This is a genomic window from Pseudomonas granadensis (genome assembly GCF_900105485.1).
GTDB lineage: Bacteria > Pseudomonadota > Gammaproteobacteria > Pseudomonadales > Pseudomonadaceae > Aquipseudomonas > Aquipseudomonas granadensis.
Map to the genome: position 1 here is coordinate 5554013 of NZ_LT629778.1, position 21870 is coordinate 5575882.

The 21870-nt window shown below is 62.2% G+C and carries 18 protein-coding genes; 8 read left to right on the forward strand and 10 right to left on the reverse strand.

Annotated features, from left to right (window positions below; genetic code table 11):
• Positions 1-3 precede the first annotated feature (3 nt).
• The 6 genes from BLU52_RS24830 to BLU52_RS24855 are packed head-to-tail and all read left to right on the forward strand — an operon-like array spanning position 4 to position 7127.
• Positions 4-1446 carry a mannose-1-phosphate guanylyltransferase/mannose-6-phosphate isomerase gene (locus BLU52_RS24830; protein ID WP_090287772.1) on the forward strand — a complete coding sequence of 481 codons (1443 nt, stop codon included), beginning with the start codon at positions 4-6 and terminating at the stop codon, positions 1444-1446.
• Positions 1447-2244, forward strand: a complete 798-nt coding sequence (locus tag BLU52_RS24835) for an ABC transporter permease (protein ID WP_090287774.1) — start codon at positions 1447-1449, stop codon at positions 2242-2244.
• Entirely contained in the window at positions 2244-3509 is a 1266-nt protein-coding gene (locus BLU52_RS24840) for an ABC transporter ATP-binding protein (RefSeq protein WP_090287776.1), read from the forward strand. The genes BLU52_RS24835 and BLU52_RS24840 overlap by 1 nt, the downstream gene beginning before the upstream one ends.
• A complete protein-coding gene (locus BLU52_RS24845; RefSeq protein WP_090287778.1) occupies positions 3506-4882 on the forward strand; it encodes a glycosyltransferase family 4 protein in 1377 nt (458 codons plus the stop codon). The genes BLU52_RS24840 and BLU52_RS24845 overlap by 4 nt, the downstream gene beginning before the upstream one ends.
• Positions 4866-5996 carry a glycosyltransferase family 4 protein gene (locus tag BLU52_RS24850; protein WP_090287780.1) on the forward strand — a complete coding sequence of 377 codons (1131 nt, stop codon included), beginning with the start codon at positions 4866-4868 and terminating at the stop codon, positions 5994-5996. The genes BLU52_RS24845 and BLU52_RS24850 overlap by 17 nt, the downstream gene beginning before the upstream one ends.
• On the forward strand, positions 5997-7127 hold the full coding sequence (locus BLU52_RS24855; RefSeq protein ID WP_090287781.1) for a glycosyltransferase family 4 protein: 1131 nt from the start codon (positions 5997-5999) through the stop codon (positions 7125-7127). It begins immediately after the preceding gene.
• A 119-nt stretch (positions 7128-7246) separates the two neighbouring features.
• Here the strand turns inward: BLU52_RS24855 and BLU52_RS24860 are convergent, their stop codons facing one another.
• The 8 genes from BLU52_RS24860 to serC form a co-directional block, all read right to left on the reverse strand.
• Positions 7247-9277, reverse strand: coding sequence for a pyridoxamine 5'-phosphate oxidase family protein (locus tag BLU52_RS24860; RefSeq protein ID WP_090287783.1), 2031 nt, complete (start codon positions 9275-9277; stop codon positions 7247-7249).
• 43 nt (positions 9278-9320) lie between these two features.
• Positions 9321-9947, reverse strand: coding sequence for a glutathione S-transferase family protein (locus BLU52_RS24865; protein ID WP_090287785.1), 627 nt, complete (start codon positions 9945-9947; stop codon positions 9321-9323).
• Positions 9948-10050: 103 nt separating this feature from the next.
• The gene (locus BLU52_RS24870) at positions 10051-10977 is read right to left on the reverse strand and encodes a LysR family transcriptional regulator (protein ID WP_090287787.1); all 927 of its coding nucleotides are present in this window, start codon (positions 10975-10977) and stop codon (positions 10051-10053) included.
• A 348-nt stretch (positions 10978-11325) separates the two neighbouring features.
• Complete coding sequence (glyA, locus tag BLU52_RS24875; protein WP_090287789.1) at positions 11326-12591, reverse strand: serine hydroxymethyltransferase; 1266 nt, start codon at positions 12589-12591, stop codon at positions 11326-11328.
• A 25-nt stretch (positions 12592-12616) separates the two neighbouring features.
• Positions 12617-13798 carry an aspartate aminotransferase family protein gene (locus tag BLU52_RS24880; RefSeq protein ID WP_090287792.1) on the reverse strand — a complete coding sequence of 394 codons (1182 nt, stop codon included), beginning with the start codon at positions 13796-13798 and terminating at the stop codon, positions 12617-12619.
• 22 nt (positions 13799-13820) lie between these two features.
• Positions 13821-14663: a YggS family pyridoxal phosphate-dependent enzyme gene (locus tag BLU52_RS24885; RefSeq protein ID WP_090287795.1), complete on the reverse strand. Its 843-nt coding sequence runs from the start codon at positions 14661-14663 to the stop codon at positions 13821-13823.
• Positions 14663-15916, reverse strand: coding sequence for a benzoate/H(+) symporter BenE family transporter (locus BLU52_RS24890; RefSeq protein ID WP_090287797.1), 1254 nt, complete (start codon positions 15914-15916; stop codon positions 14663-14665). Before BLU52_RS24890 ends, BLU52_RS24885 begins: the two co-directional genes overlap by 1 nt.
• A 124-nt stretch (positions 15917-16040) precedes the next feature.
• Entirely contained in the window at positions 16041-17123 is a 1083-nt protein-coding gene (gene serC, locus BLU52_RS24895; protein WP_090287799.1) for a 3-phosphoserine/phosphohydroxythreonine transaminase, read from the reverse strand.
• Between the two features lie 134 nt (positions 17124-17257).
• Here serC and pdxR point away from each other — a divergent pair, with 134 nt between their 5' ends.
• Positions 17258-18754 (forward strand): MocR-like pyridoxine biosynthesis transcription factor PdxR, encoded by a 1497-nt coding sequence (gene pdxR, locus BLU52_RS24900; RefSeq protein ID WP_090287801.1) that lies wholly within the window; start codon positions 17258-17260, stop codon positions 18752-18754.
• Here the strand turns inward: pdxR and BLU52_RS26860 are convergent.
• Entirely contained in the window at positions 18751-18927 is a 177-nt protein-coding gene (locus tag BLU52_RS26860; RefSeq protein ID WP_167359917.1) for a hypothetical protein, read from the reverse strand. The genes pdxR and BLU52_RS26860 overlap by 4 nt on opposite strands.
• A 30-nt stretch (positions 18928-18957) precedes the next feature.
• On the reverse strand, positions 18958-20256 hold the full coding sequence (locus BLU52_RS24905) for a serine hydroxymethyltransferase (protein ID WP_090287804.1): 1299 nt from the start codon (positions 20254-20256) through the stop codon (positions 18958-18960).
• A 261-nt stretch (positions 20257-20517) separates the two neighbouring features.
• Here BLU52_RS24905 and BLU52_RS24910 point away from each other — a divergent pair, with 261 nt between their 5' ends.
• The gene (locus tag BLU52_RS24910) at positions 20518-21732 is read left to right on the forward strand and encodes an MFS transporter (RefSeq protein WP_090287807.1); all 1215 of its coding nucleotides are present in this window, start codon (positions 20518-20520) and stop codon (positions 21730-21732) included.
• Positions 21733-21870: the final 138 nt, after the last annotated feature.

Genomic DNA, 21870 nt, shown 5'->3' on the forward strand with positions numbered 1-21870 from the left:
GCCATGCTGATCCCCGTGATTCTGTCCGGCGGTGCCGGCACCCGTTTGTGGCCGGTGTCCCGCGAGGGCCACCCGAAACCGTTCATGACCCTGCCCGACGGTCAGTCGCTGCTGGGCAAGACCTACCAGCGTGCGGCCGCGTTGCTGGACGGCTGGGGCGATATCGTCACGGTGACCAACCGCGAATACTACTTCCAGAGCAAGGATCACTATTGCGCCGCGCAGGTGTCGCGCCATCGCGGGCATTTCCTGCTGGAGCCGAGCGGGCGCAACACGGCGCCGGCCATCGCCGCTGCCGCACTGGCCCTGCAAGCACTGCATGGTGACGAGGCAATCATGGTGGTGATGCCCGCCGACCATCTGATCGTCAATCAGGACGCACTGAAAAGCGCGGTCGAACACGCCGTGAACCTGGCGAAGGACGGCTATCTGGTGACCTTCGGTGTGGTGCCGACCGCGCCCGAAACCGGCTTCGGCTATATCGAAACCGGCGCACCACTGGACGCCAAAGGCGCCGCCAAAGTGCAGCGCTTCGTCGAAAAGCCCGATCTACAGACTGCCACGCACTATCTGGAAAGCGGCAATTTCCTCTGGAATTCAGGCATGTTCTGTTTCACCACCGCCGCGGTGATTGCCGAATTGCAGCTGCACGCACCTGAGTTGCTGGAACAGACTCGCGCCTGCATGGCCGCCAGCGCCCCGGTGGAAACCGTTGGCTGCCTGCAACAGGAATTGTCGCCAGCACTGTTCGCCGAGATCACCGACATCTCTATCGATTACGCGCTGATGGAGCGCTCGGAAAAAGTCGCGGTTGTACCGGCCGGTTTCGACTGGAGCGACATCGGTTCGTGGAGTGCCGTCGCTGCGCTGATTCCGGCCGATGCCGACAACAACCGCGCCAGCGGCGAAGCGATCTTCGTCGACAGCCACAACAACTTTGTCCAAAGCGAAGGCCGCCTGGTGGCGGCCGTCGGTGTTGATAACCTGATCGTCGTCGATACCGCCGACGCCGTGCTGATCGCCCATGCCGACCGTGCGCAGGACGTACGGCGCGTGGCCAGACAGTTGAAAGACAAAGCCCACGAAGCCTATCGCCTGCACCGCACCGTCAGCCGGCCGTGGGGCACCTACACCGTGCTCGAGGAAGGCCCGCGCTTCAAGATCAAGCGCATCGTGGTCAAGCCCGGCGGCAAGTTGTCATTGCAGATGCACCATCACCGCAACGAGCACTGGGTGGTCGTCGAAGGCATGGCCAAGGTCACCAACAACGGTACGGGCACGCATCTGGTGGCGAAAAACGAATCGACGTTCATCGCTGCCGGCCACCGCCATCGCCTGGAAAACCCGGGGGTGATCGATCTGGTCATCATCGAGGTGCAAAGCGGCGAGTACCTGGGCGAGGACGATATCGTCCGCTTCGAAGACCAATACGGCAGGACGGTTTGAATGCTGCTTTCCCTGTACCGTTCGATGCGCAGCTACCGCGGATTCATCCTCGGCAGCGTCAAGCGCGAATTTCAGTCGCGCTACCGCAACTCACTGTTCGGCGCCCTGTGGACGGTGCTCAATCCGTTGTCGATGATCGTGGTCTACACGGTGATCTTTTCGCAGATCATGCGCGCGCGCTTGCCGGGGGTGGAGGATGGTCTGGCGTACAGCGTTTATCTGTGTGCCGGCCTGTTGACCTGGGGCCTGTTCGCGGAAATCACCACGCGCAGCCAGAGCATGTTTCTGGAAAACGCCAACCTGCTGAAGAAAATCAGCTTCCCGCGCATCTGCCTGCCGGTGATTACCCTGCTCAATGCCGGGATCAACTTCGCGATCATTCTCGGGCTGTTCTTCGGCTTCCTGCTGATCAGCGGGCGCCTGCCCGGCATGGCCTTGCTGGCGCTGATACCGCTGCTCGTCGTGCAGGTGATTTTCGCCGCCGGACTGGGGATGCTGCTGGGCATGCTCAATGTGTTCTTTCGCGATGTCGGGCAAATGTTCGGCATCTGCCTGCAGTTCTGGTTCTGGCTGACGCCCATCGTTTATCCGTTGTCGATCCTGCCACCGGGCATTCAGCACATCATCAGTCTCAACCCGATGACCGCGCTGATGACCAGCTATCAGAACGTCTTCCTTTACAACCAATGGCCGCACTGGCCTGCCCTGCTGCCATTACTGGTCATCGGACTGCTGCTCTGCGCCATGGCATTGCGCCTGTTCCGTCAGCGAGTCGGTGAAATGGTGGACGAACTCTGATGGGACACCTACGCGTCACCGGGCTGGCCAAAGCCTACAAGCAATACCCGAACCGCTGGAGCCGCCTGCTGGAATGGCTGGTGCCGTTCTCCCGCGCTCGACACAACCTGCACTGGGTACTGCGCGACGTCGACTTCGAGATCCAGCCCGGAGAAGCCGTGGGCATCGTCGGCGTCAACGGTGCGGGCAAGAGCACCCTGCTGAAGATGATCACCGGCACCACCCAACCGACCTGCGGGCAGATCCATCTGCAGGGCCGCGTGGCCGCGCTGCTGGAGCTGGGCATGGGCTTTCACCCGGATTTCACCGGGCGGCAGAACGCCGTGATGGCTGGCCAACTGCTGGGCATGCAGGTCGAAGAGATCGCAGCGCTGATGCCGCAGATCGAGAGTTTTGCCGAAATCGGCGAGGCCATCGATCACCCGGTGCGCACCTATTCCAGCGGCATGCAGATGCGCCTGGCGTTCAGCGTCGCGACGGCGCGGCGCCCGGACATTCTGATCGTCGACGAAGCGCTGTCGGTCGGCGACGCCTATTTCCAGCACAAGAGCTTCGAGCGCATCCGCAGCTTCCGCAAGGCCGGCACCACCCTGCTGATCGTCTCCCATGACCGCTCGGCCATCCAGTCGATCTGCGACACCGCGATCCTGCTGGAAAACGGCCGGCTGGCGATGCGCGGCAAACCCGAAGAAGTCATGGACTACTACAACGCCATGCTCGCTCAGCGCGAAGGCCAGATCGTGCGCCAGGAGATGCTTGCCAACGGTCAGGTACAGACCATTTCCGGTACCGGCGAAGCTGGGATTCTCAGCGTGCGCCTGCTCGATACACAGGGGCGCAGCCTCGAAGTCGCCGAGGTCGGTCAACCGGTGGTGCTGGAGGTGCAGACCGAAATCCGCGAAGACATCGAACGGTTGATTCTCGGCTTCATGATCAAGGATCGCCTCGGTCAGGCGATCTATGGCATCAACACCCATCGGCTGGATAAAGCCGTCACCGATTTGCGCGCGGGCGAGCGCGTGACGTTCCGTTTCGCCTTCGACATGCGCCTGGGCAAGGGCAACTATTCGGTGGCCCTGAGCCTGTCCCGGCTGGACTCGCATCTGGATCGCAACTTCGAATGGCGCGACTACGGCTTGATCTTCCATGTGATCAACAACCGTCAGGAGGACTTCGTCGGCTGCGCCTGGTTGCAAGCGCAGACCGACATCACCCGTTCCAGCGAAAACCTCGTCCAGTTGCCTGACACGGAGAGCCTGCGATGACCCGCCTGTTGGTCGAGTGCACCTACGTTTTTGAACACCCGGACGCCAATTCGGGGATTCAACGGGTGGTGCGCAATGTCATTCAGCAATTGCCGGCTGCTGACGAAAACATTGAATGCATCCCGGTGGTGATGATCGACGGCGGCCTCTATGAAGTGAAAAGCCTGGCGCCGCTGAAATCACTCAAGCTCGACTTGATCGGCCTGCGGGTGAAACTGGAGCAATGGGCCAATGCGTTCTGGCTGCGTCATCGTGCGGTGGAACGGCGCTGGCCGTTCAACCGCTCGCATTTCACCCGCAGGGTTCTTTACGTTGGCTGCCGACTCACGGCGTTCGCCTGTTTCAGCTTGCCGATGCGCCTGCTGGAACGCGCGCTGAAGGGCAAACACATACCCGAGCGCTGCGTGCCGCTGGCCCACCGCGCTGGCGATCAACTGGTGCTGCTCGACTCCTCATGGCACGCCAATTTCTTTCCCCTCGCCGAACAACTCAAGCGTGACGGCGTGGGCATTGTTTCGGTGATCTACGACCTGATCCCGTTGACCCATCCGCAGTTTTGCGACGCCGGGCTGGTCAAGGTCTTCAACGACTGGTTCGACTGGATCGCGCGGACTGCCGACGGCTATGTGGCGATCTCGACGACCATCCGCGATCAGGTGCGCGAGGAAATGCAGCGCCGGATCGGTTCGCATCAGGTCGGTCAACGCTGGTTCGACTATTTCCATCTGGGCTCCGAACTGGACCTGAGCGAAGCCAATGCTGAGGTTGATCGCGGCTTGCAGCAGTTGTTCATGTCGGCCGAACCGGTGTTTCTCATGGTCAGTACCATCGAGCCGCGCAAGAACCATGCTTACCTGCTCGATGCTTTCGAACGCGCCTGGGCCGGCGGTTCGAAAGCCCGGTTGTGCATCGTCGGCAAGATCGGCTGGAAGTGCGAGGCATTGATCGAACGCATCCGCAAACACCCCGAGCTGAACCGGCGCTTGTTCATGTACAACGCGCTGTCCGATAAAAGCCTTGAACACGCTTACTCCCATGCCACCGCGCTGGTGTTTCCGTCCTACGTTGAAGGTTTCGGTCTGCCGCTGGTGGAAGCCATGCAACGCGGACTGCCGGCCATGGCCAGCGACATCCCGGTATTCCGTGAAATCGGCGGGGACTACATGGCCTATTTCGATCTGGCGAACCCGCAGAGCCTGACTGAGCTGGTGACCAGCCTGGAACACTCCGGCGTATTCCCGGCAGCGCTGAGCCTCGAACACTGGCGCTGGCTGAGCTGGCGCGAGGCGAGTGCGCAACTGGTCGAACGCATCGCGTGCCATCTGGATGCATCACTGCCTGCCCCCGAGAGTCAGCATGCGCATTGCTCTTAACGCGCGCATTCTGCAGGCACCGCGCACCGGCATCGGCCATTACGTAGCTGAGCTGGTCAGCGCCTTGCGGCTCGAACCCGATGTCGAACTGACGCTGTTTCACGGCTGGGGCTGGAGCTCTGCGTTGCCGCAGGCCGCCCTGCCCGGTTACTCACGTTTGACTCCATTGCTGCGGCAGATCCCCGGCGCGTATCAGGCGCGACGCTGGCTGGAGCAGAAGCGCTTTGATCAGGGCCGCGCGCAAGGCATCGACCTTTATCACGAGCCGAGCCTGTGGCCGCTGGTGTTCGACGGTCCGACGGTCATCACTCTGCATGACCTGACGCATCTGCATTTTCCCGATACCCAGCCGGCGGCGCGGATCAAGGAAATCGAGCGCCGACTGGAAACCGGGGTGCAGCAGGCGCGTTTGATCCTAACCGACTCCCAGGCGATTGCAGACGAAGCCCAGGCGTATTTCGGCCTGCCTGCGGAGCGCTTTGTCGTAGCGCCGCTGGGCGTCGCCGAGCGTTTCTACCCGCGCGAGGCGAGCGCCATCGACGCCGTGCTCAAAGCCCACGGCGTCGAAGCACGTCAGTATTTTCTGTGTGTCGGCACGCTGGAGCCGCGCAAGAACCTGAGTCTCGCCTTGCGCGCGCATGCCTTGCTGCCGCAGGCCCTGCGCGAACGCTTCCCGCTGCTGATCGTCGGCATGGCCGGCTGGCAGCGCGAACAGCTGAGCGATGAGCTGCGCCAGGCGCTGGCCAGCGGGCATGTGTGTTTGCTCGGCTATCTGCCTGACGAGGATGTCGCGCAATTACTGGCGGGCGCACGGGCGCTGATTTTCCCTTCGCGTTATGAAGGTTTCGGGTTGCCGGTACTGGAGGCGATGGCCAGTGGCACGCCCGTCGTGATTACGCGGTCTTCGGCGATGCCGGAAGTCGCTGGCGCTGCCGGCAACTATATTGAAGCTGACGATGCACCAGGCCTGCGCGATGCGATGAGCCTTCTGATCGACGATCAAACGCATTGGCAGGAATGCCGAGCGGCCGGCCTGCAGCAGGCACGGCTTTTTTCCTGGCAACGTTGTGCACAGGCCACGGCCGGTGCCTACCGCCAGGCCATGGGAGGTTGAATGCGCGTTCTTCATTTTTTCAAGACGTACCTGCCTGACTCGGTCGGCGGCATCGAGCAAGTGATCTACCAGCTCTGCGAAAGTGGTGCGCAACATGGCATCGACGGGCAGGTGCTGACACTCAGTGCCGACCCGACACCGCCCGTGGTTCAACTCGGCCGGCACGAAGTGCACCGGGCCCGACTGGACATTCAGTTCGCCTCCACCGGATTTTCCTGGAGCGTGTTCAAACAGTTCCGCGAACTGGCCGCCGAGGCAGATGTGGTCAATTACCACTTCCCGTGGCCGTTCATGGACCTGGTGCACTTCGCCAGCGCGCTGAACAAACCGAGCGTGGTCACCTACCACTCCGACATCATTCGCCAGAAGCACCTGCTCAAACTCTACCGGCCGCTGATGAACCGCTTCCTCGCCAGCGCCGACCGCATCGTCGCCGCTTCGCCCAACTACCTGCACACCAGCGATGTGCTGCAGCAATTTCAGGACAAGACCCGGGTCATCCCCTACGGCTTGAACAAGGCCGGTTATCCACAGGCCGACAGCGAGCGCATGAATCGCTGGCGCCAGCAGCTTGGGGATAAGTTTTTCCTGTTTGTCGGGGTGATGCGCTACTACAAGGGCCTGCATATTCTGCTCGATGCCCTCAAAGACGTGGACTATCCGGTGGTGATCGTCGGTGCCGGGCCACTTGAGCTGGAACTGCATGCACAGGCGCAGGCGTTGGGCCTGCGCAACATTCATTTCCTCGGGCGCCTCAGCGATGAAGACAAAGTCGCCCTGCTGCAACTGAGCTACGCGATTGTCTTCCCCTCCCACCTGCGCTCCGAAGCCTTTGGCATTTCGCTGCTCGAGGGCGCGATGTACGGCAAACCGATGATTTCCAGCGAGATCGGCACCGGCACCAGTTACATCAATATCCACAACGAAACCGGGCTGGTGGTGCCACCGAGTCAGCCGCTGGCGTTTCGCGAGGCCATGCGCACGCTCTGGGACGATCCGCAACGTGCGGCGGCCATGGGCGTCAAGGCCGAAGCGCGCTATCGGCAGCTGTTCACCGCCGATGACATGGGTCGCAAGTGGACGAAGCTGTATCAGGAACTGCTGGAAGAAAAGGCCCTGTCCTACGCCTGATCTGGATTTACCCCGATCCAATGTAGGCGTGAGCCTGCTCGCGGTAGCGTCAGTACAGCCAACCCTGTGCCAACTGAGAAATAGCCATCGTGAGCAGGCTCACTCCTACAGGGTGCACTTTAGAGATCCAGCACCAGCGGCTGCGCACTCTGCGCCGGCACTGCACAGCAAATCAGCACATGCCCTGCCTCGGGGAGCTCCGCCGGCACCTGTGGATAATTTACCGCACCACTGACCAGCCGGGTCTTGCAGGTACCACACGAACCACCGCGGCAACTGAATTCCGGGCGCAATCCGCGGCTTTCCGCCAGTTCGAGCAGGCTGCCGCCCTCTGGCTGCCAGCGCGCCTCTTTCGCTGAGCGCTCGAACACCACCGCCACCGAAGTGGTCGCCGCTGGCGGTTGTTCGATGACGATCGCATCCGCATCCGCTTGGCGTTTCAAGGTCGATGGGCCGAAGGTTTCCGCATGAATCTGTGCGTCCCGCACATCCAGTTCACGCAGACTGTCGTACAGCCCTTGAGTGAAACCGCCGGGGCCACAGAGCACGAAGTCGATCTGGTCGAAATCGTCGACGTCGAGCAGATCGCGCAACACGGCGCCATCGATGCGCCCGGTCAGATCGAAATCCTCGCCCGCGCGCGCATCGGCCTCCGGTTGGCTGAGCAAGCGCAGGACCCGCACGGCCTCACCGGAGCGCTCAAGCAAGCGGTCCAGCTCCTGACGAAACGGCTGATCGGCGAGGCTGCGCGAACTTTGCAGCAACAATGTTGGACGGATCCCGCGCGTGCGCAGCCCCTGATAAACCACTTCGCGCAACATCGACAGCAACGGCGTGATGCCAACACCCGCCGCCAACAACACCAATGGCCTGCGCGCCAGTGGCGCCACGGTGAAATGCCCTTGCGGCGCCCGCGCTTCCAGCACATCGCCGACCTGTATCTGCTGATGCAGGTGCGATGAAACCAGGCCTTCACGTTTGACACTGATGCGGTAGAAACCGTCCGACGGCGCGCTGGACAAGCTATAGGTGCGGATATGCACCTCGCCATCGAGGGTAAAACGCAGCGGCAAATGCTGGCCGGCAAGAAATACCGGCAGCCCGGCGCCATCGACCGGCTCCAGATAGATCGAGCGAATATGGCGGCTCTCCGCTTCGATCTTCGCCACTCGCAGCGGCCGCCACTGATTGCCCAGTGCCTGGGCCTGCAGACGCGCATCAGCCTCAGCCCAATTGCCGGTGAGCTGGCTGGTCGGCGACATGCCGTCGAAGCGCCAGCGCAACGCCAACGCCGCCGGACGCCGCACGACCTGTTCCACCTCGAATGTCCACAGCCGCTCCGCACCTTGAAACGCTTCGATCTGCGGGTCTTCGAGAAGGATCTCGGTACGCCCGCTCAGGTGCAGCAGATCGCCTGTGGAAAAGTCGATGAACAGCAAGCCAGCCTTGGGGTTAAGCAGCAGATTGCCCAAGGTGTTGAAGTGCAGATTGCCGGCGAAATCCGGGATGGTCAGGCGATTGCCTTCTAACCGCACGAATCCGGGCTGACCGCCGCGATGGGACACATCCACCGAACGCTGGCCGTCGACGTCGGCATAGCTGGCGACGAAAAACGTATCGGCACTCGCGATCAATGCGAGGGCGGCCTCATCCAGAGTATCCAGATGCTGAGCCGGGCGGGTTTTCGGATCTGTCAGCGGTACACGCTGAAACTGGCGCAACTGGATGTATTGCGGGCAGTTGCCGAACGCCTGGTCGACGCTCAGTTCGAAGCCATCAGCCGTCAGGTTGGCGACGTGCCCGTTGAGGCGATTGCGCCGCCGCGTGTGCAGTTCGATACCGAGCAGACCAATCGGCTCGCCGTTACGCAGTTGCGCCGGGTCGTCGGCGGCCGGGTGGCTGGTGAAATGCAGATGCTCAGGATCCGGCGAATCGGCGAAGCCCGGCTCGCCCTCCAGCACACTGGCCCACGGCCGCCCCTGCGCATCGACCGCGCCGAGCAGCATGAATGGCAATTGCCGGTAGAATTCGCGGTGCTGATCCGGCATCCAGCTGCGAATGACTTTGCGCCCGAATGCTTCCATGCGTTCAGCCACCCCTACGTGGGCCTGCAACTGTTGTTCGCCGGCGTGCCAAGGTGAACGTTCCATCACGATTCTCCCCTGCGCCAGCGGCGCAGTCTGGTTGCGCCTGTCAGGCTGAGGTTTGCAGACCGGCAATCGTGCGCGGCATGCCGACGAAACCGGGCAAGGCTTCGACCCGGGCCAGCCAGGCGCGAACGTTGCCATAGTCGTCCAGCGCGACATTGCCCTCCGGCGCGTGGGCGATATAGCTGTAGGCGGACACGTCGGCAATACTCGCTTCGGCGCCAGCCAGAAACGCGGTTTTGCCCAGCTCGATATCCATCACCTTGAGCAGGTTGTGCGCACGGGCGATTGCTTCTTCAGCATTCAGCTGTGCGCCAAACACCGTCACCAGTCGCGCGGCCGCCGGGCCAAAGGCAATCGGGCCGGCAGCAGCGGACAACCAGCGTTGCACCCGCGCCGCGCCGACCGGGTCGGCCGGCAACCAGCGCCCGTGGCCGTACTTTTGCGCCAGGTACACCAGAATCGCGTTGGAGTCGGCGAGCACCACGCCGCCGTCGTCGATGGCCGGCACCTGGCCAAAACTGTTGATCGCCAGATATGCAGGCTGCTTGTGCTCACCTTTGGCCAGATCAACGAAAATCAGCTCGGTCGGCAATTGCAACAGAGACAACATCAGCTCGACACGGTGGGCATGGCCGGAACGCGGGAAGTTGTAGAGTTTGATCGCTTGCATGGTCGACTCCGCTGGGTGAGGGTGTCGTCCGAGTTGACGTCACCGATGTCAGCGATCTTCCACGGATCTGCAAAACAACAGAATAACCAGCAACCGCAATCAATTATTTCATTGGGTGCAATAACGCTGCGTTCTGCAGAGCCGGATGCTCGCGCAGGGCCTGCACGGTGAAGTCGACAAAACTGCGCACCCGCGCTGCTGCCTTGCGCCCGCCCTGATACACCACGTGAATGGGCAATGCCGGCAGTTCGAACTCGTCGAGGACGATCTCCAGTTCGCCGGCCGCCACCTTGCTCGCCACTTGATACGACAACACTCGCGTCAACCCCAGGCCGAGACTGGCGGCCGTGATCGCCGCCTGATTGGCGGTCACCACCAGTCGCGGCTCGGGGCGCACGAACAACGGCTCGCCGTGCTCCAGAAACGGCCAGTTGCGCAGTTGCCCGACCGCCGACGTCGCCACCACCGGCATTTCGCACAGCGCCTGCGGATGTTGCGGCCGGCCATGCTGCGCCAGGTATTGCGGCGAACCACACACCACGCGCCGCACCTCGCCGACGCGGATCGCGTGCTGGCTGCTGTCCGGCAGTTCACCGATGCGCACCGCGACATCAATGCCCTCCTCGACCATGCTCACCACCCGATCAAGCAACAGCGCATTGATCGTAACGTCCGGATACTGCGTCAGATACGCCGCCATCAGCGGCGTCACGAACAACTCGCCGAACAACACCGGCGCCGTCACCGTCAACTGCCCACGCGGCTGCGCATGACTGCCCGCCGCCGAATCCTCGGCCTCCTGCACCTCCAGCAGAATCCGCCGACAGTCGTCCAGATAACGCTGACCGGCTTCAGTCAGATGCACGCTGCGCGTGGTCCGCACCAGCAACTGCGTACCGATCCGCTGCTCCAGCGCCGCCACCGCCCGCGTCACACTCGCCGCCGACAACCCCAGCCGCCGCGCAGCGGCAGAGAAGCCCTGCTCTTGGGCGATGGTGGTGAAGATGTGCATTTCCTGGAAGCGGTCCATGAAATTCCCCGGTTCGGATACAACAATCGCAGCCGAAGCTGCGATTGCTGGTGTGTTGAATTTTGTGAATCAGAACTGTCGCACTGGGCTTGATGCCGCCCTGACAGCCCGTCATGCGAGCAGCGAAACATCAACTTTGCCGTCCCGGTACATTGGGCGTAAAGCGAATTGATCACAATGATCAATTTACTAGAGTCGCAAGCGCCTGTTGTGCAGGCATCTGGATGCGGCTTTAGAAGATTGTGGGCAATTGCCAGGTCAATGGTGCGTGGGCGTGGCCAAAGGGATCGCCTGATAAAACAGTTGAATACCCGGCCACCACCCGATCAGGCAATGGCCGGGCCAGACTCAGCGATAGACCGGAAAACGACGGCACAGCGCGACAACCTGTTCGCGCACGTGGTGGCCGACCTTGTCGCTGCTTCCGTTTTCCAGGGCGTCCAGTATGTCGCATAACCAGCCGGCCACTTGCTCGCAGGCTTCCACGCCAAACCCGCGGGTGGTCACTGCCGGTGTACCAATACGAAGGCCGGATGTCACAAACGGTGAGCGCGGGTCATTCGGTACCGAGTTTTTGTTGGCGGTGATATAGGCATTGCTCAGGGCCGCGTCTGCCTCCTTGCCGGTGTAGGGCTTGTCGGACAGGTCGATCAGCATCATGTGGTTGTCGGTGCCGCCCGAGACGATTTTGTATCCGCGCTTTTGCAACACCCCGGCCATGGCCCGGGCGTTGATGACCACTTGGGTCTGATAGATGCTGAACTCAGGCGCAAGCGCTTCCTTGAACGCCACGGCCTTGGCTGCGATCTGGTGCATCAGCGGCCCGCCCTGCACGCCGGGAAACACAGCGGAATCGAGCTTTTTGTAGAAGGCTTCATCCTGTCCCTTGGACAAAATCAAACCGCCGCGTGGCCCGCGCAGGGTTTTGTGTGTGGTGCTGGTGACCACATGCGCATGGGGCAGCGGGTCTGGGTATTCGCCTGCGGCAACCAGCCCGGCGACGTGGGCCATATCGACCCAGAAAATAGCCCCGACCTTGTCGGCAATACTGCGCATGCGTGCCCAATCCTTGTACCGCGAATACGCGGAGAAACCACCGATCAGCATTTTTGGGCGTGTCCGTAGTGCGATTCGCTCCATCTCGTCATAGTCGAGAAAGCCGGTTTGCGGGTCCAGTCCGTAAGGCACGATGGTGTAGTGACGCCCCGAAAAGTTGGCCGGGTTGCCGTGGGTCAAGTGACCGCCCTGGGCCAGGTTCATGCCCATCACCGTATCACCGGGATTTATCAGTGCGAGGAAGACCGCCGCGTTGGCCTGGGCACCCGCATGGGGTTGTACGTTGGCGTAGTCGCAGTCGAACAGGGCCTTGACCCGCTTGATGGCCAGCCGCTCGGCTACATCGACGTATTCGCAACCGCTGTAATAGCGCTTGCCGGGGTAGCCTTCGGCGTACTTGTTGGTGAGTACCGTGCTCTGGGTTTTCATGACCAGCGGACTGGCATAGTTTTCCGAGGCGATCAGCTCGATATGGTCTTCCTGGCGATGCTCTTCGTTGTGAATCGATTCATACAGCTCAGGATCGAAAGCGTTGAGGGTCAGCGTCGAGTCGTACATGGGCAAAGTGTCCTTGGTCAAGAATTCAAGCGGCGGGTGACAGCAGGCGGGTGATGCGCGCGGCGATGTCGTCGATCTGTGCGTCATCGCAAATCAGCGGCGGCAACAGGCGCACGGTGTTGCCCCGTGTGACGGTGATCAGCAGACGTTGTTCTTCACGGGCCCGGCCGACCAGTTCGGCGCACGGGCCATTGAGTTCAATGCCGATCATCAAGCCGATGCCGCGAACGGACACCACCTCGGGATGGTTGCCCAGCGCCAGCTTCAAGGCCGCCAACAAGCGGCGGCCCGAGGCAGCGGCACGTTGCGGTATGTGATCGCGCTGCATGATGTCGAGCACTGTGCAGCCGACGCGGCAAGCCAGCGGGTTACCGCCGAACGTGGACGCATGGTGGCCGGGGGAAAACAGCTGGGCGGCCTTGCCCCGTGCCAGGCATGCGCCGATGGGGAAACCGTTGCCCAGCGCTTTGGCCAGGGTAATGACGTCCGGCTTGATGTCCGCATGCTCAAAGCCAAACCAGGTACCGGTGCGGCCCAACCCGGTCTGCACTTCATCGATCATCATCAGCCAGTCGTGTTCATCACAGACTTGGCGCAGGGCCTGCAGGTAGCCGGCAGAGGCGGCGTGCACGCCCCCCTCACCCTGCACCGGCTCGACGAGCACCGCGACGATATCGGGAGACTGCGCCGCGACCTGGCGAATCGCCTCGATGTTGTCGAAAGGCACCCGCACAAAGCCCGGCATCAGCGGCTCAAAGCCGCGATGCACGGCGGGGTTGCCGGTGGCGGCGAGAGTGGCCAGGGTGCGCCCGTGAAAACTGTTTTCCATGACCAATACTTGCGGCTGGGCCACCTGCCGCGCGTTGGCATGCAGGCGGGCCAGTTTGAGCGCCGCCTCGTTGGCCTCCGCTCCGGAGTTGCAGAAAAACGCCCGTTGCATGCCCGATAACAGGCACAGTCGTTCGCCCAATTGCTCCTGCCATGGGATGCGAAACATGTTGGTCGTGTGCAGTAACACCGAGGCCTGTTCGGCGATGGCCGCGGCAATTTCGGGGTTGGCATGGCCCAGGCTCGTCACCGCCACGCCGGCGATGGCATCCAGGTATTCAACACCCTCGGTGTCCCACAACGAGGCGCCCTGGCCTCGGCTGAACGAAACCGGTTGTCGAGCTGAGGTGTGCATGAGGTAAGCGGGTGCAGCGGACATTGCGGGCCTCCTGTAGAGGGGATCAACGGCTGGGTGTGATCGACAACAACGTGTCTTCAATGAGAGGGCGGGCATCGGCGGTCGGCCAGTAATACGCATCCGGCATGGCTCGGGCACCGAAGATCGCCTGCCCGACGCGCACCACGGTCGAGCCCTCTTCAATGGCGACTTCAAAATCACCCGACATGCCCATCGACAGCTCTTGCAGCGACACCCCGTCAGGCGCGCAATGAAGCAAGCGGTCGCGCAATTCACGCAGCCGGACGAAGCAAGGGCGTACCCGCAGCGCGTCGGCCGAGAACAGCGCCAGCGTCATCAATCCGCGGACCCGCAGCGTCGGGAATGCTGGCATTGCCTCGAGGAAAGCCGCCACGTCATCGGGCGCCAGCCCGTACTTGCTGGCTTCGCCGGAGGTATTGACCTGGACGAACACGTCCATTTGCCGATCCAGAATGCGCAGGCGACGGTCCAGCGCCTCGGCCACCCGCAGGCTGTCCAGGGCCTGGAACTCACTGGCGAAGCGTGCAACCTGCTTGGCCTTGTTGGTCTGCAAGTGGCCGATCACCGACCATTGCAGATCTTGCAGGTCGGTCATGGCTTCCCACTTGCGCTGGGCTTCCTGCACCTTGTTCTCGCCCAACAGGCGGCAACCGGCGGCATAGGCCAGACGCAGATGAGCTTCATCAAAGGTCTTGCTGACCGGCAGCAAGCGCACACCGGCCGGGTCTCGCCCTACCCGATGGCACGCCTCGACAATCCGTTGCTGCACGGCGGCCAGGTTGCGGCGAAAGTCTTCGACACTGTCGGCCTGTGGGTAACGACCATGGCGCGCGTGCAGGATGAGGTCTTCAGTTTGATCAGGCATCAGTTGGCCGCTCCCTTGGTGGACACTGCAACCGGTTCGGCCTCTGGGCCTGCAGACTTTTCACGACGCGGCACCTGCCCATTGAGCACGGCGTAGGCGGCCAGGCCAATGACCAGGCCCCAGAACGCGCCGCCGATGCCCAGCAAGGTGATATTGGCTGCGCAGGCGAGGAATGTGATCAACGACGCTTCGCGCGATTTCACGTCCGCCATGGCATTGGCCAGGCTCGCGCCGAGTGTGCCCAACAGGGCCAGCCCCGCCAGGGTGGTGATGAAGGTCGCCGGGAAGGCCATGAACACCGCCGCCAGGGTCACGCCGAAGATTCCCACCAGGATGTAGAAGATGCCCGCAGCCACGCCCGCGATCCAGCGCTTGGACGGGTCTTCCGACGCTTCCTTGCCCGTGCAGATGGCGGCGGTGATGGCCGCGATATTGAAGGCATGGGAACCGAACGGTGCCATCAGCAGAGAACCCAGCCCCGTCACGCTGAGGATCGGGTTGGCACTGGTGTTGAAGCCGTCACTGCGCAGCACCAGCATGCCCGGCATGTACTGCCCGGTGAGGGTGATCAGAAACAGCGGCAACGCCACGCTCAACAACGCATTGACCGAGAACTCCGGGCGGGTGAACACCGGCGTCGCAAACTCCAGCGTCAGCCCCGTGAAATCCACACGTCCCTGCATCAGCAGAAAGCCAAGCCCCAGCACCAGAATGCCGACCACCGCGTAGCGCGCACTCAAACGCTTGAACAGGATGTAGGCACCGATCAACACCCCGACCAATAGCGGGTCGAGGCTCATGCTGGCAAACGCACCGATGCCGAACTGCAGCAAGATGCCGCCCAACAAGCCCGCTGCTACACCCGGCGGGATCAGGCGAACAGCTTTTTCAAAGTAACCGGATACGCCCAGCAGCACGAACGCTGCAGCCGAAATCATGTACGCCCCAATGGCCTCGGCGTAGGGTGTGGTTGCCAGGGCGACGATCAAAAATGCCGCCGCCGGGGTCGACCAGGCGGTGATGATCGGCTCGCGGCTCATCCAACTGAGGAACAGCCCGGTCACCCCTACGCCGATCGACACAGACCAGACCCACGAAGCCGTCAACTCGGGGCTGAGCCCTGCGACCTTGGCGGCCTTAAACACCAGGATGAAGGTGCCGCCGTAATTGACGATCACCGAAATCAAACCGGCAACCACCGGGTGCAGCAGGTCCCGCAGACGCAGGGACGAGAGGGATTGAGTAGATGACATAGGTCTTGGCTCCTTGCTGGACGATTGCATCCGGCCGCTGGCAAGCGGTCATTTATAGCGGTTGAATGGCGGGTTTTACCCCTACGCTTTAACGCAGCAGACCAGACCACTTTTTGTGGTCGGCTCAGCCGTGCTGACGCGCAAAGGCGCTCATGAAATCGCACAGCGCCTCGACCGCCGGCACTGAAACGGCGTTGTAGAGGCTGGCCCGCAGGCCGCCGACGCTGGCGTGGCCCTTGAGGCCGTTGAGTCCGGCCTGCTCCGCTTGCCGCAAAAAAGTCTTCTCCAGCGCCACTTCGGCCAAGCGCAAGGGCACGTTATTGATGGAGCGATACGGTGCCTGCACTGAGTTGCGATAAAACCCGTCACTTTCATCGATGGCGCGGTAAAGCATTCGCGCCTTGGCCTGATTGCGCTGATGCAGGGCCTGCAGACCGCCACTGCGCTTGATCCACTTGAGCGTCAGGCCTGTGAGGTACCAGGGGAAGGTCGCAGGGGTATTGAGCATCGACTGCGCTTCGCTGATGCGCGCGTAGTTGAGAATGTCCGGGGTAAAGGCATGGGAACGCTCCAGCAACGCCGGGTCCACGATGACCACCGTCAACCCGGCCACACCCATGTTTTTCTGCGCGGCGGCATACACCAGCCCATGCCTGGCGATGTCGATCGGCTTGGACAGCAGGCTTGAACAGGCATCGCACACCAGCGGCGCGTCGCTCGCGGGCGTGTCGATGAATTGCACGCCGTGTACCGTCTCGTTCTCGGTGTAGTGCAGGTAGGCGGCGTCGGCGTTAAGGCGCCAGTCCGAGGCATGGGGGACATGGTCGAAACCGGACGCGTGGGCGCTGGCAACCACACGCACATCGCAGTAGCGCCTGGCGGCCTCGATCGCCTTGCCCGACCAGAGGCCGGTGTGCAGGTAATCCGCCGTGCCTTTATCGCCCATCAGGTTCATCGGCACTTGAGCGAACTGCAACGAGGCGCCGCCTTGCAGGAACAGTACCTTGTAGGCGGGCGGCACCCCGAGAATATCGCGCAGGTCCTGTTCGGCATCACGGGCCACCGCCATGAAGACCTGCGAACGATGGCTGATTTCCATCACGGACATGCCGGTGCCGGCAAAATCGAAAAACTCCTCGTGCGCCTGAGTGAGGACGTCCAACGGCACCGCGGTGGGGCCTGCACTGAAGTTGTATGACCTGGCCATGGTTGAGTAACTCCTGTTCGAGAACGCTCGCCTTCGCGTCATCAATCGAGGTAAAGGCGCAGTAGCGAGGGCCAGAGTCTACGGATAAACTGGCCTGCCTTTACCTGCCAGTTCATGGAAAGAGAGCAGACCACATGGCCAAGACCTTCGAGCTGGAAACGCTGAAGATGCGCCTCAACGACGCTGAGTTTCAGCTACTGGATCTGCATCAGCGGATCCAGCGTGCATTGCGTGCGCTGATTCTCGACGGCGCGCTCGGCCCTGGCTTGAAACTGCCCGCCACGCGGGTGCTGTCCAAATCACTGGGCTGCGCCCGCGATACCGTTGAGAACGCCTATGTGCAGTTGCATCGGGACGGGTTTATCGTGCGCCGCGAAGGCGCCGGCAGTTACGTTTGCGACACGGTGGGCGTCGAATTGCGCGGTGCAGGCCGCCGACGCCTCAAGGCTCAGGAGATCAGGAGCAGCGTCGCCGCGCCGGGCGCAGCACTCAGTCAACGCGGGCGGATGATCTTCGACACCGGCGGCGTGCGCGATCAGCAAGTCATCAAGGCATTCGCCACCGGCCTGCCGGAAACCCGCAGCTTTCCGACGGATGTCTGGGAGCGATTGCAACGCCAGGTCATGAAGGACTATCGCGCAAGCGTGCTGCTGCATGGCGATCCACAAGGGGCTGAGCCCCTGCGCAAAGCGATCGCCACCTACCTGAACCTCGAACGCGGCGCCAAATGCTCCCCCGACCAGATACTGGTCTTGAGCAGTACGCGTCAGGCGTTGTATCTGTGCGCGCAATTGCTGGTAGACGCCGGCAAGCCGATCCTGATGGAAAACCCCGGCTACTATGGCGCGCGCAAGGCCTTCCAGATCGCTGAAACCAAGGTGGTGCCCATTGATGTCGATGAGCAGGGCATCCGTACCGACCTGTTGTACGCCGACCGCAGCGGCGCCAATTGCGTGTATGTCACGCCCTCTCACCAATACCCCACCGGCGCGACATTGCCGCTGGAGCGGCGTCTTGAGTTGATCAATTGGGCGGCGCAAAAAGGCAAGTGGATCATCGAGGACGACTACGACAGCGAGTTCCATTACGACGGGCAACCCACGGCGTGCGTGCAAGGCCTGGACAAGTACCAGCGCACGCTCTACATCGGCACGTTCAGCAAAACCCTCTATCCCGGACTGCGCATGGGGTACATGGTGCTGCCCTGCGAACTGGTGAAGCCCTTTGCCTATGCGCGCAGCATGATGGACGGCCACACTCCGCAAACGCTGCAACTGACGCTGGCGCGCTTTATGGAGGACGGCCATTACAACGCGCATGTCCGCGCCATGCGCAAGCTGTATGCCGGACGCCGGTCGATCATGCACGACGCCATCGGCAAGTACTTGAGCACCGTGGTTACCGCCGAACTGCCGCCGGGCGGGTTGCAAATTCCCTGTTTGCTGAAAGCCGGATGGTCCGAGGAAAAAACCATCCGCCAGGCCGCCACTGCCGGCGTGCAGCTGTCCGGCCTCAGCGGCTTGTACGCGGGCGAACCGAAGCAACAGGGCTGGCTGCTGGGTTACTCCTCCCTGACCGCGTATGAAATAGAAGCCGCCATGTTGCGTCTGGCCAACGCCCTGAAAATCTAATGGCCCAGCGCATAGTTCATCAGCAGCTGCTGGGCCTGGACGACCATCCGTGAGCGCCGGGGCAGCCTGGAATGTTCAACCGTGATGACGGGTTGCGGCTTGGCGGTGGTGAACAAGCTGAAACGTGACGTGCGGGCAGCCGCCAGGCGGCCGGTGGGGATGATGTCGAGCATCGGAATTCCTTTGCAAAAAAGCGCAGACGGTTAATACGGCAGCCTGAATCGTTTGGTCAGGTCGCTGATACCTTCACGAATCGAGCGTTCAGTGCGGCCGTCGAGGGCACCGCTGCGTACGCCACCGAGCATGGCCAGAATCATATCGCCGATCTCTCTGAATTCATCGACCCCCATGCCACGCGAAGTGCACGCCGCACTGCCGAGACGAATCCCGGACGTCACGGTAGGCTTGACCTCATCGCCGGGCACGACATTTTTGTTCACGGTAATACCGATTGCCTCCAGCGCACGCTCGGCGATATTGCCCACCAGGCCCCACGGCCGCAGGTCAATCACCCCCAGGTGACAGTCGGTCCCTCCCGACACCACCAACAACCCACCTTCAGCCAATCGGCCGCACAAGGCCTGGGCGTTGGCGACCACAGCGTGGGCATATGCACCGAAGGCCGGCTGCAATGCCTCGCCCAGCGCCACGGCCTTGGCTGCAACGATATGCATCAGTGCTGCGCCTTGCAGGCCGGGGTACACCGCCGCATTGATCTTCTGCGCAATGGCCTGCTCATTGCTCAGGATCATCCCGCCACGCGGGCCGCGCAATGTGGCATGGGTACTGAGGGTGGTGACATGAGCGAACGGCACAGGAGACGGATACGCACCACCCGCGACCAGCCCGGCAACGTGGGCAATGTCGGCCATCAGGTACGCACCCACCTCGTCGGCAATCGCGCGAAACCGGGCGAAATCCAGCGCCCGTGAGTACGCCGAGGCCCCTGCGATGATCAGGCGTGGACGTTCTTGTCGGGCGATCTGCTCGACCTCATCCATGTCGACCCTGTGGGTCACCGGGTGCACGCCATAGCTGAGGGCCTGAAACCAGCGCCCGGACAAGTTGAACGCTGCACCATGGGACAGGTGCCCACCGGACTTGAGGTCCAGGCCGAGGATCTTGTCTCCTGGCGCCAGCAGCGCCAGAAACACCGCCTGGTTGGCCTGGCTGCCCGAATGAGGTTGCAGGTTGGCATAGGCACAGCTGAACAGCTGCCTGGCCCGTTCGATGGCGAGCTCTTCAATGGCATCGACATTACAGCAACTGGCGTAATAGCGACGCCCTGGGTAGCCCTCGGCATATTTGTTGGTCAGCACCGACCCTTGGGCCTCGAGCACCGCACGACTGACCACGTTCTCAGCGGCGATCAGCTCGATTGACTGCACCTGGCGCTGACGCTCGGCGTCAATGGCGCGCCACACCTCCCCGTCCACCTGGGGCAGCGCAACGCCACTGACCCCTGGCAGCGCGTGGCCCTCCTGATAAGCGAAATGCGGCATGGTCACTCCCTGTGTAAACGCCCGGATAACACGCCGCACTACCCTAGCCGCCCACGGGCCGGCCGACCATACCAGTTCGCTCGGATGTTGCAGACCACTGCACCCAAAGTCCTTGCCACGCGTCTACGCGGGGGCAGCCGTGAGGAAATCGCCGCCATTTAAAGTGGTCTGGTGGCCTCATGGGTAATGGACTATCGCGCAAGACCATCGCCTCATTAAGCTCTGCGCCGGATTTGCCATGCTCACTACACGGGTTTCGCCATGACGATTCGTATCGGGTTGCTGCCTCAGGTCGCCGCCGCACACTTTGTCAGTCATTTGCACATCATGGTGCTGGCGGCGCTATTCCCCCTGCTTCCGGCTTTTTTCAACGTGGAATATGTGGAGCTGGGCCTGGCGTTGAGCCTGTTCAATATCGTCACGGCGTTGGTGCAGGCACCCATGGGGTTTGCCGTGGACCGCTACGGTGCCAGACACTTGCTGTGCGTCGCGCTGGCACTGGGCAGCAGCAGTTTCCTGCTGATTGCGCTCCTGCCCGGCTACACCTGTTTGTTGATCGGCATGGCGCTGGCCGGTGTCGCCAACGCCATTTATCACCCGGCCGATTACGCCCTGCTGTCGCGCCACGTTGACCCCGCCCACATCGGTAAGGCGTTCTCCGTGCATACCTTTGCCGGGTTCCTTGGCGCGGCCGTGGCCCCGGTGTTTTTGCTGAGTATCGCGGTGGCGAGCAACCTGCCCATGGCCTTCGCGGCGGCCGCCCTGGTGGGCTTTTTCGTGCTGGCGCTGTTGTTGATCCCAGGCTCCGCACTGGCCCGAGTCACTCGCGAGTATCGCGCCGCAGACCCGACACCCATCGGCGCCAGTCGCCTGTCGCTGCTCTCGCCTATGGTGCTCAGCCTGACCCTGTTGTTCGTGCTGCTGAACCTGAGCACCGGCGCGATTGAAAAGTTCTCGGTCGCCGCCCTGATGCAAGGCCAGGGCGTGGCCTTGACCTGGGCCAACTCGGCGTTGACCGCTTTCCTCTTTGCCAGCGCTTTCGGCGTACTGGCAGGGGGAGCCTTGGCCGACCGGACCCGCCGCCATGGCGTAGTCGCAGCCAGCGCGTTTGCCTTGGCCACCGTGCTGATGCTGCTGGTCGCCACGGCACGCTTGAGCGCGCCCGCACTGCTGATCGTGCTGGGGGCTGCGGGCTTCCTGACCGGGGTGATCGCACCGTCCCGCGACATGCTGGTACGGGCGGCTGCTCCGAAGGGTGCCGAAGGCAAAACCTTCGGCATCGTCTCCACCGGCTTCAACATCGGTGGCGCCATCGGGCCAGTCGGGTTCGGCTGGCTGCTCGACCAAGATCAGCCCAACGCCATTTTCTGGGCCAGCGCCGCCTTCATGTGCCTGACCGTTGTACTGACCCTGATACAGGAGCGGTCCATGGCCAGGACTCGAAAAATGGCGGCCCTCCAAGTGGCATTCAAGTGACCTGAATCAATAACCGCCAGATGTTTTTGCCGCAGACTTGAAGGGCGCCGTCCCGCATTTATTGCGCTGCACCCCTCGCTTGTGCGGACTCGTTATTTTTGCAAGGACTGCACGGTAAACCCCAACACCAACAGCCGA

What these genes read in the sequence shown, in the direction of transcription:
- BLU52_RS24885 (WP_090287795.1), bottom strand. Translation starts at nt 14,663, where the DNA reads ATGCCTGATCAAACTGAAGACCTCATCCTGCACGCGCGCCATGGTCGT.
- BLU52_RS24905 (WP_090287804.1), bottom strand. Translation starts at nt 20,256, where the DNA reads ATGCCGCATTTCGCTTATCAGGAGGGCCACGCGCTGCCAGGGGTCAGT.
- BLU52_RS24830 (WP_090287772.1), top strand. Translation starts at nt 4, where the DNA reads ATGCTGATCCCCGTGATTCTGTCCGGCGGTGCCGGCACCCGTTTGTGG.
- glyA (WP_090287789.1), bottom strand. Translation starts at nt 12,591, where the DNA reads ATGTACGACTCGACGCTGACCCTCAACGCTTTCGATCCTGAGCTGTAT.
- BLU52_RS26860 (WP_167359917.1), bottom strand. Translation starts at nt 18,927, where the DNA reads ATGCTCGACATCATCCCCACCGGCCGCCTGGCGGCTGCCCGCACGTCA.
- BLU52_RS24880 (WP_090287792.1), bottom strand. Translation starts at nt 13,798, where the DNA reads ATGTCCGCTGCACCCGCTTACCTCATGCACACCTCAGCTCGACAACCG.
- BLU52_RS24835 (WP_090287774.1), top strand. Translation starts at nt 1,447, where the DNA reads ATGCTGCTTTCCCTGTACCGTTCGATGCGCAGCTACCGCGGATTCATC.
- BLU52_RS24840 (WP_090287776.1), top strand. Translation starts at nt 2,244, where the DNA reads ATGGGACACCTACGCGTCACCGGGCTGGCCAAAGCCTACAAGCAATAC.
- BLU52_RS24855 (WP_090287781.1), top strand. Translation starts at nt 5,997, where the DNA reads ATGCGCGTTCTTCATTTTTTCAAGACGTACCTGCCTGACTCGGTCGGC.
- BLU52_RS24890 (WP_090287797.1), bottom strand. Translation starts at nt 15,916, where the DNA reads ATGTCATCTACTCAATCCCTCTCGTCCCTGCGTCTGCGGGACCTGCTG.
- pdxR (WP_090287801.1), top strand. Translation starts at nt 17,258, where the DNA reads ATGGCCAAGACCTTCGAGCTGGAAACGCTGAAGATGCGCCTCAACGAC.
- BLU52_RS24870 (WP_090287787.1), bottom strand. Translation starts at nt 10,977, where the DNA reads ATGGACCGCTTCCAGGAAATGCACATCTTCACCACCATCGCCCAAGAG.
- BLU52_RS24860 (WP_090287783.1), bottom strand. Translation starts at nt 9,277, where the DNA reads ATGGAACGTTCACCTTGGCACGCCGGCGAACAACAGTTGCAGGCCCAC.
- BLU52_RS24865 (WP_090287785.1), bottom strand. Translation starts at nt 9,947, where the DNA reads ATGCAAGCGATCAAACTCTACAACTTCCCGCGTTCCGGCCATGCCCAC.
- serC (WP_090287799.1), bottom strand. Translation starts at nt 17,123, where the DNA reads ATGGCCAGGTCATACAACTTCAGTGCAGGCCCCACCGCGGTGCCGTTG.
- BLU52_RS24850 (WP_090287780.1), top strand. Translation starts at nt 4,866, where the DNA reads ATGCGCATTGCTCTTAACGCGCGCATTCTGCAGGCACCGCGCACCGGC.
- BLU52_RS24910 (WP_090287807.1), top strand. Translation starts at nt 20,518, where the DNA reads ATGACGATTCGTATCGGGTTGCTGCCTCAGGTCGCCGCCGCACACTTT.
- BLU52_RS24845 (WP_090287778.1), top strand. Translation starts at nt 3,506, where the DNA reads ATGACCCGCCTGTTGGTCGAGTGCACCTACGTTTTTGAACACCCGGAC.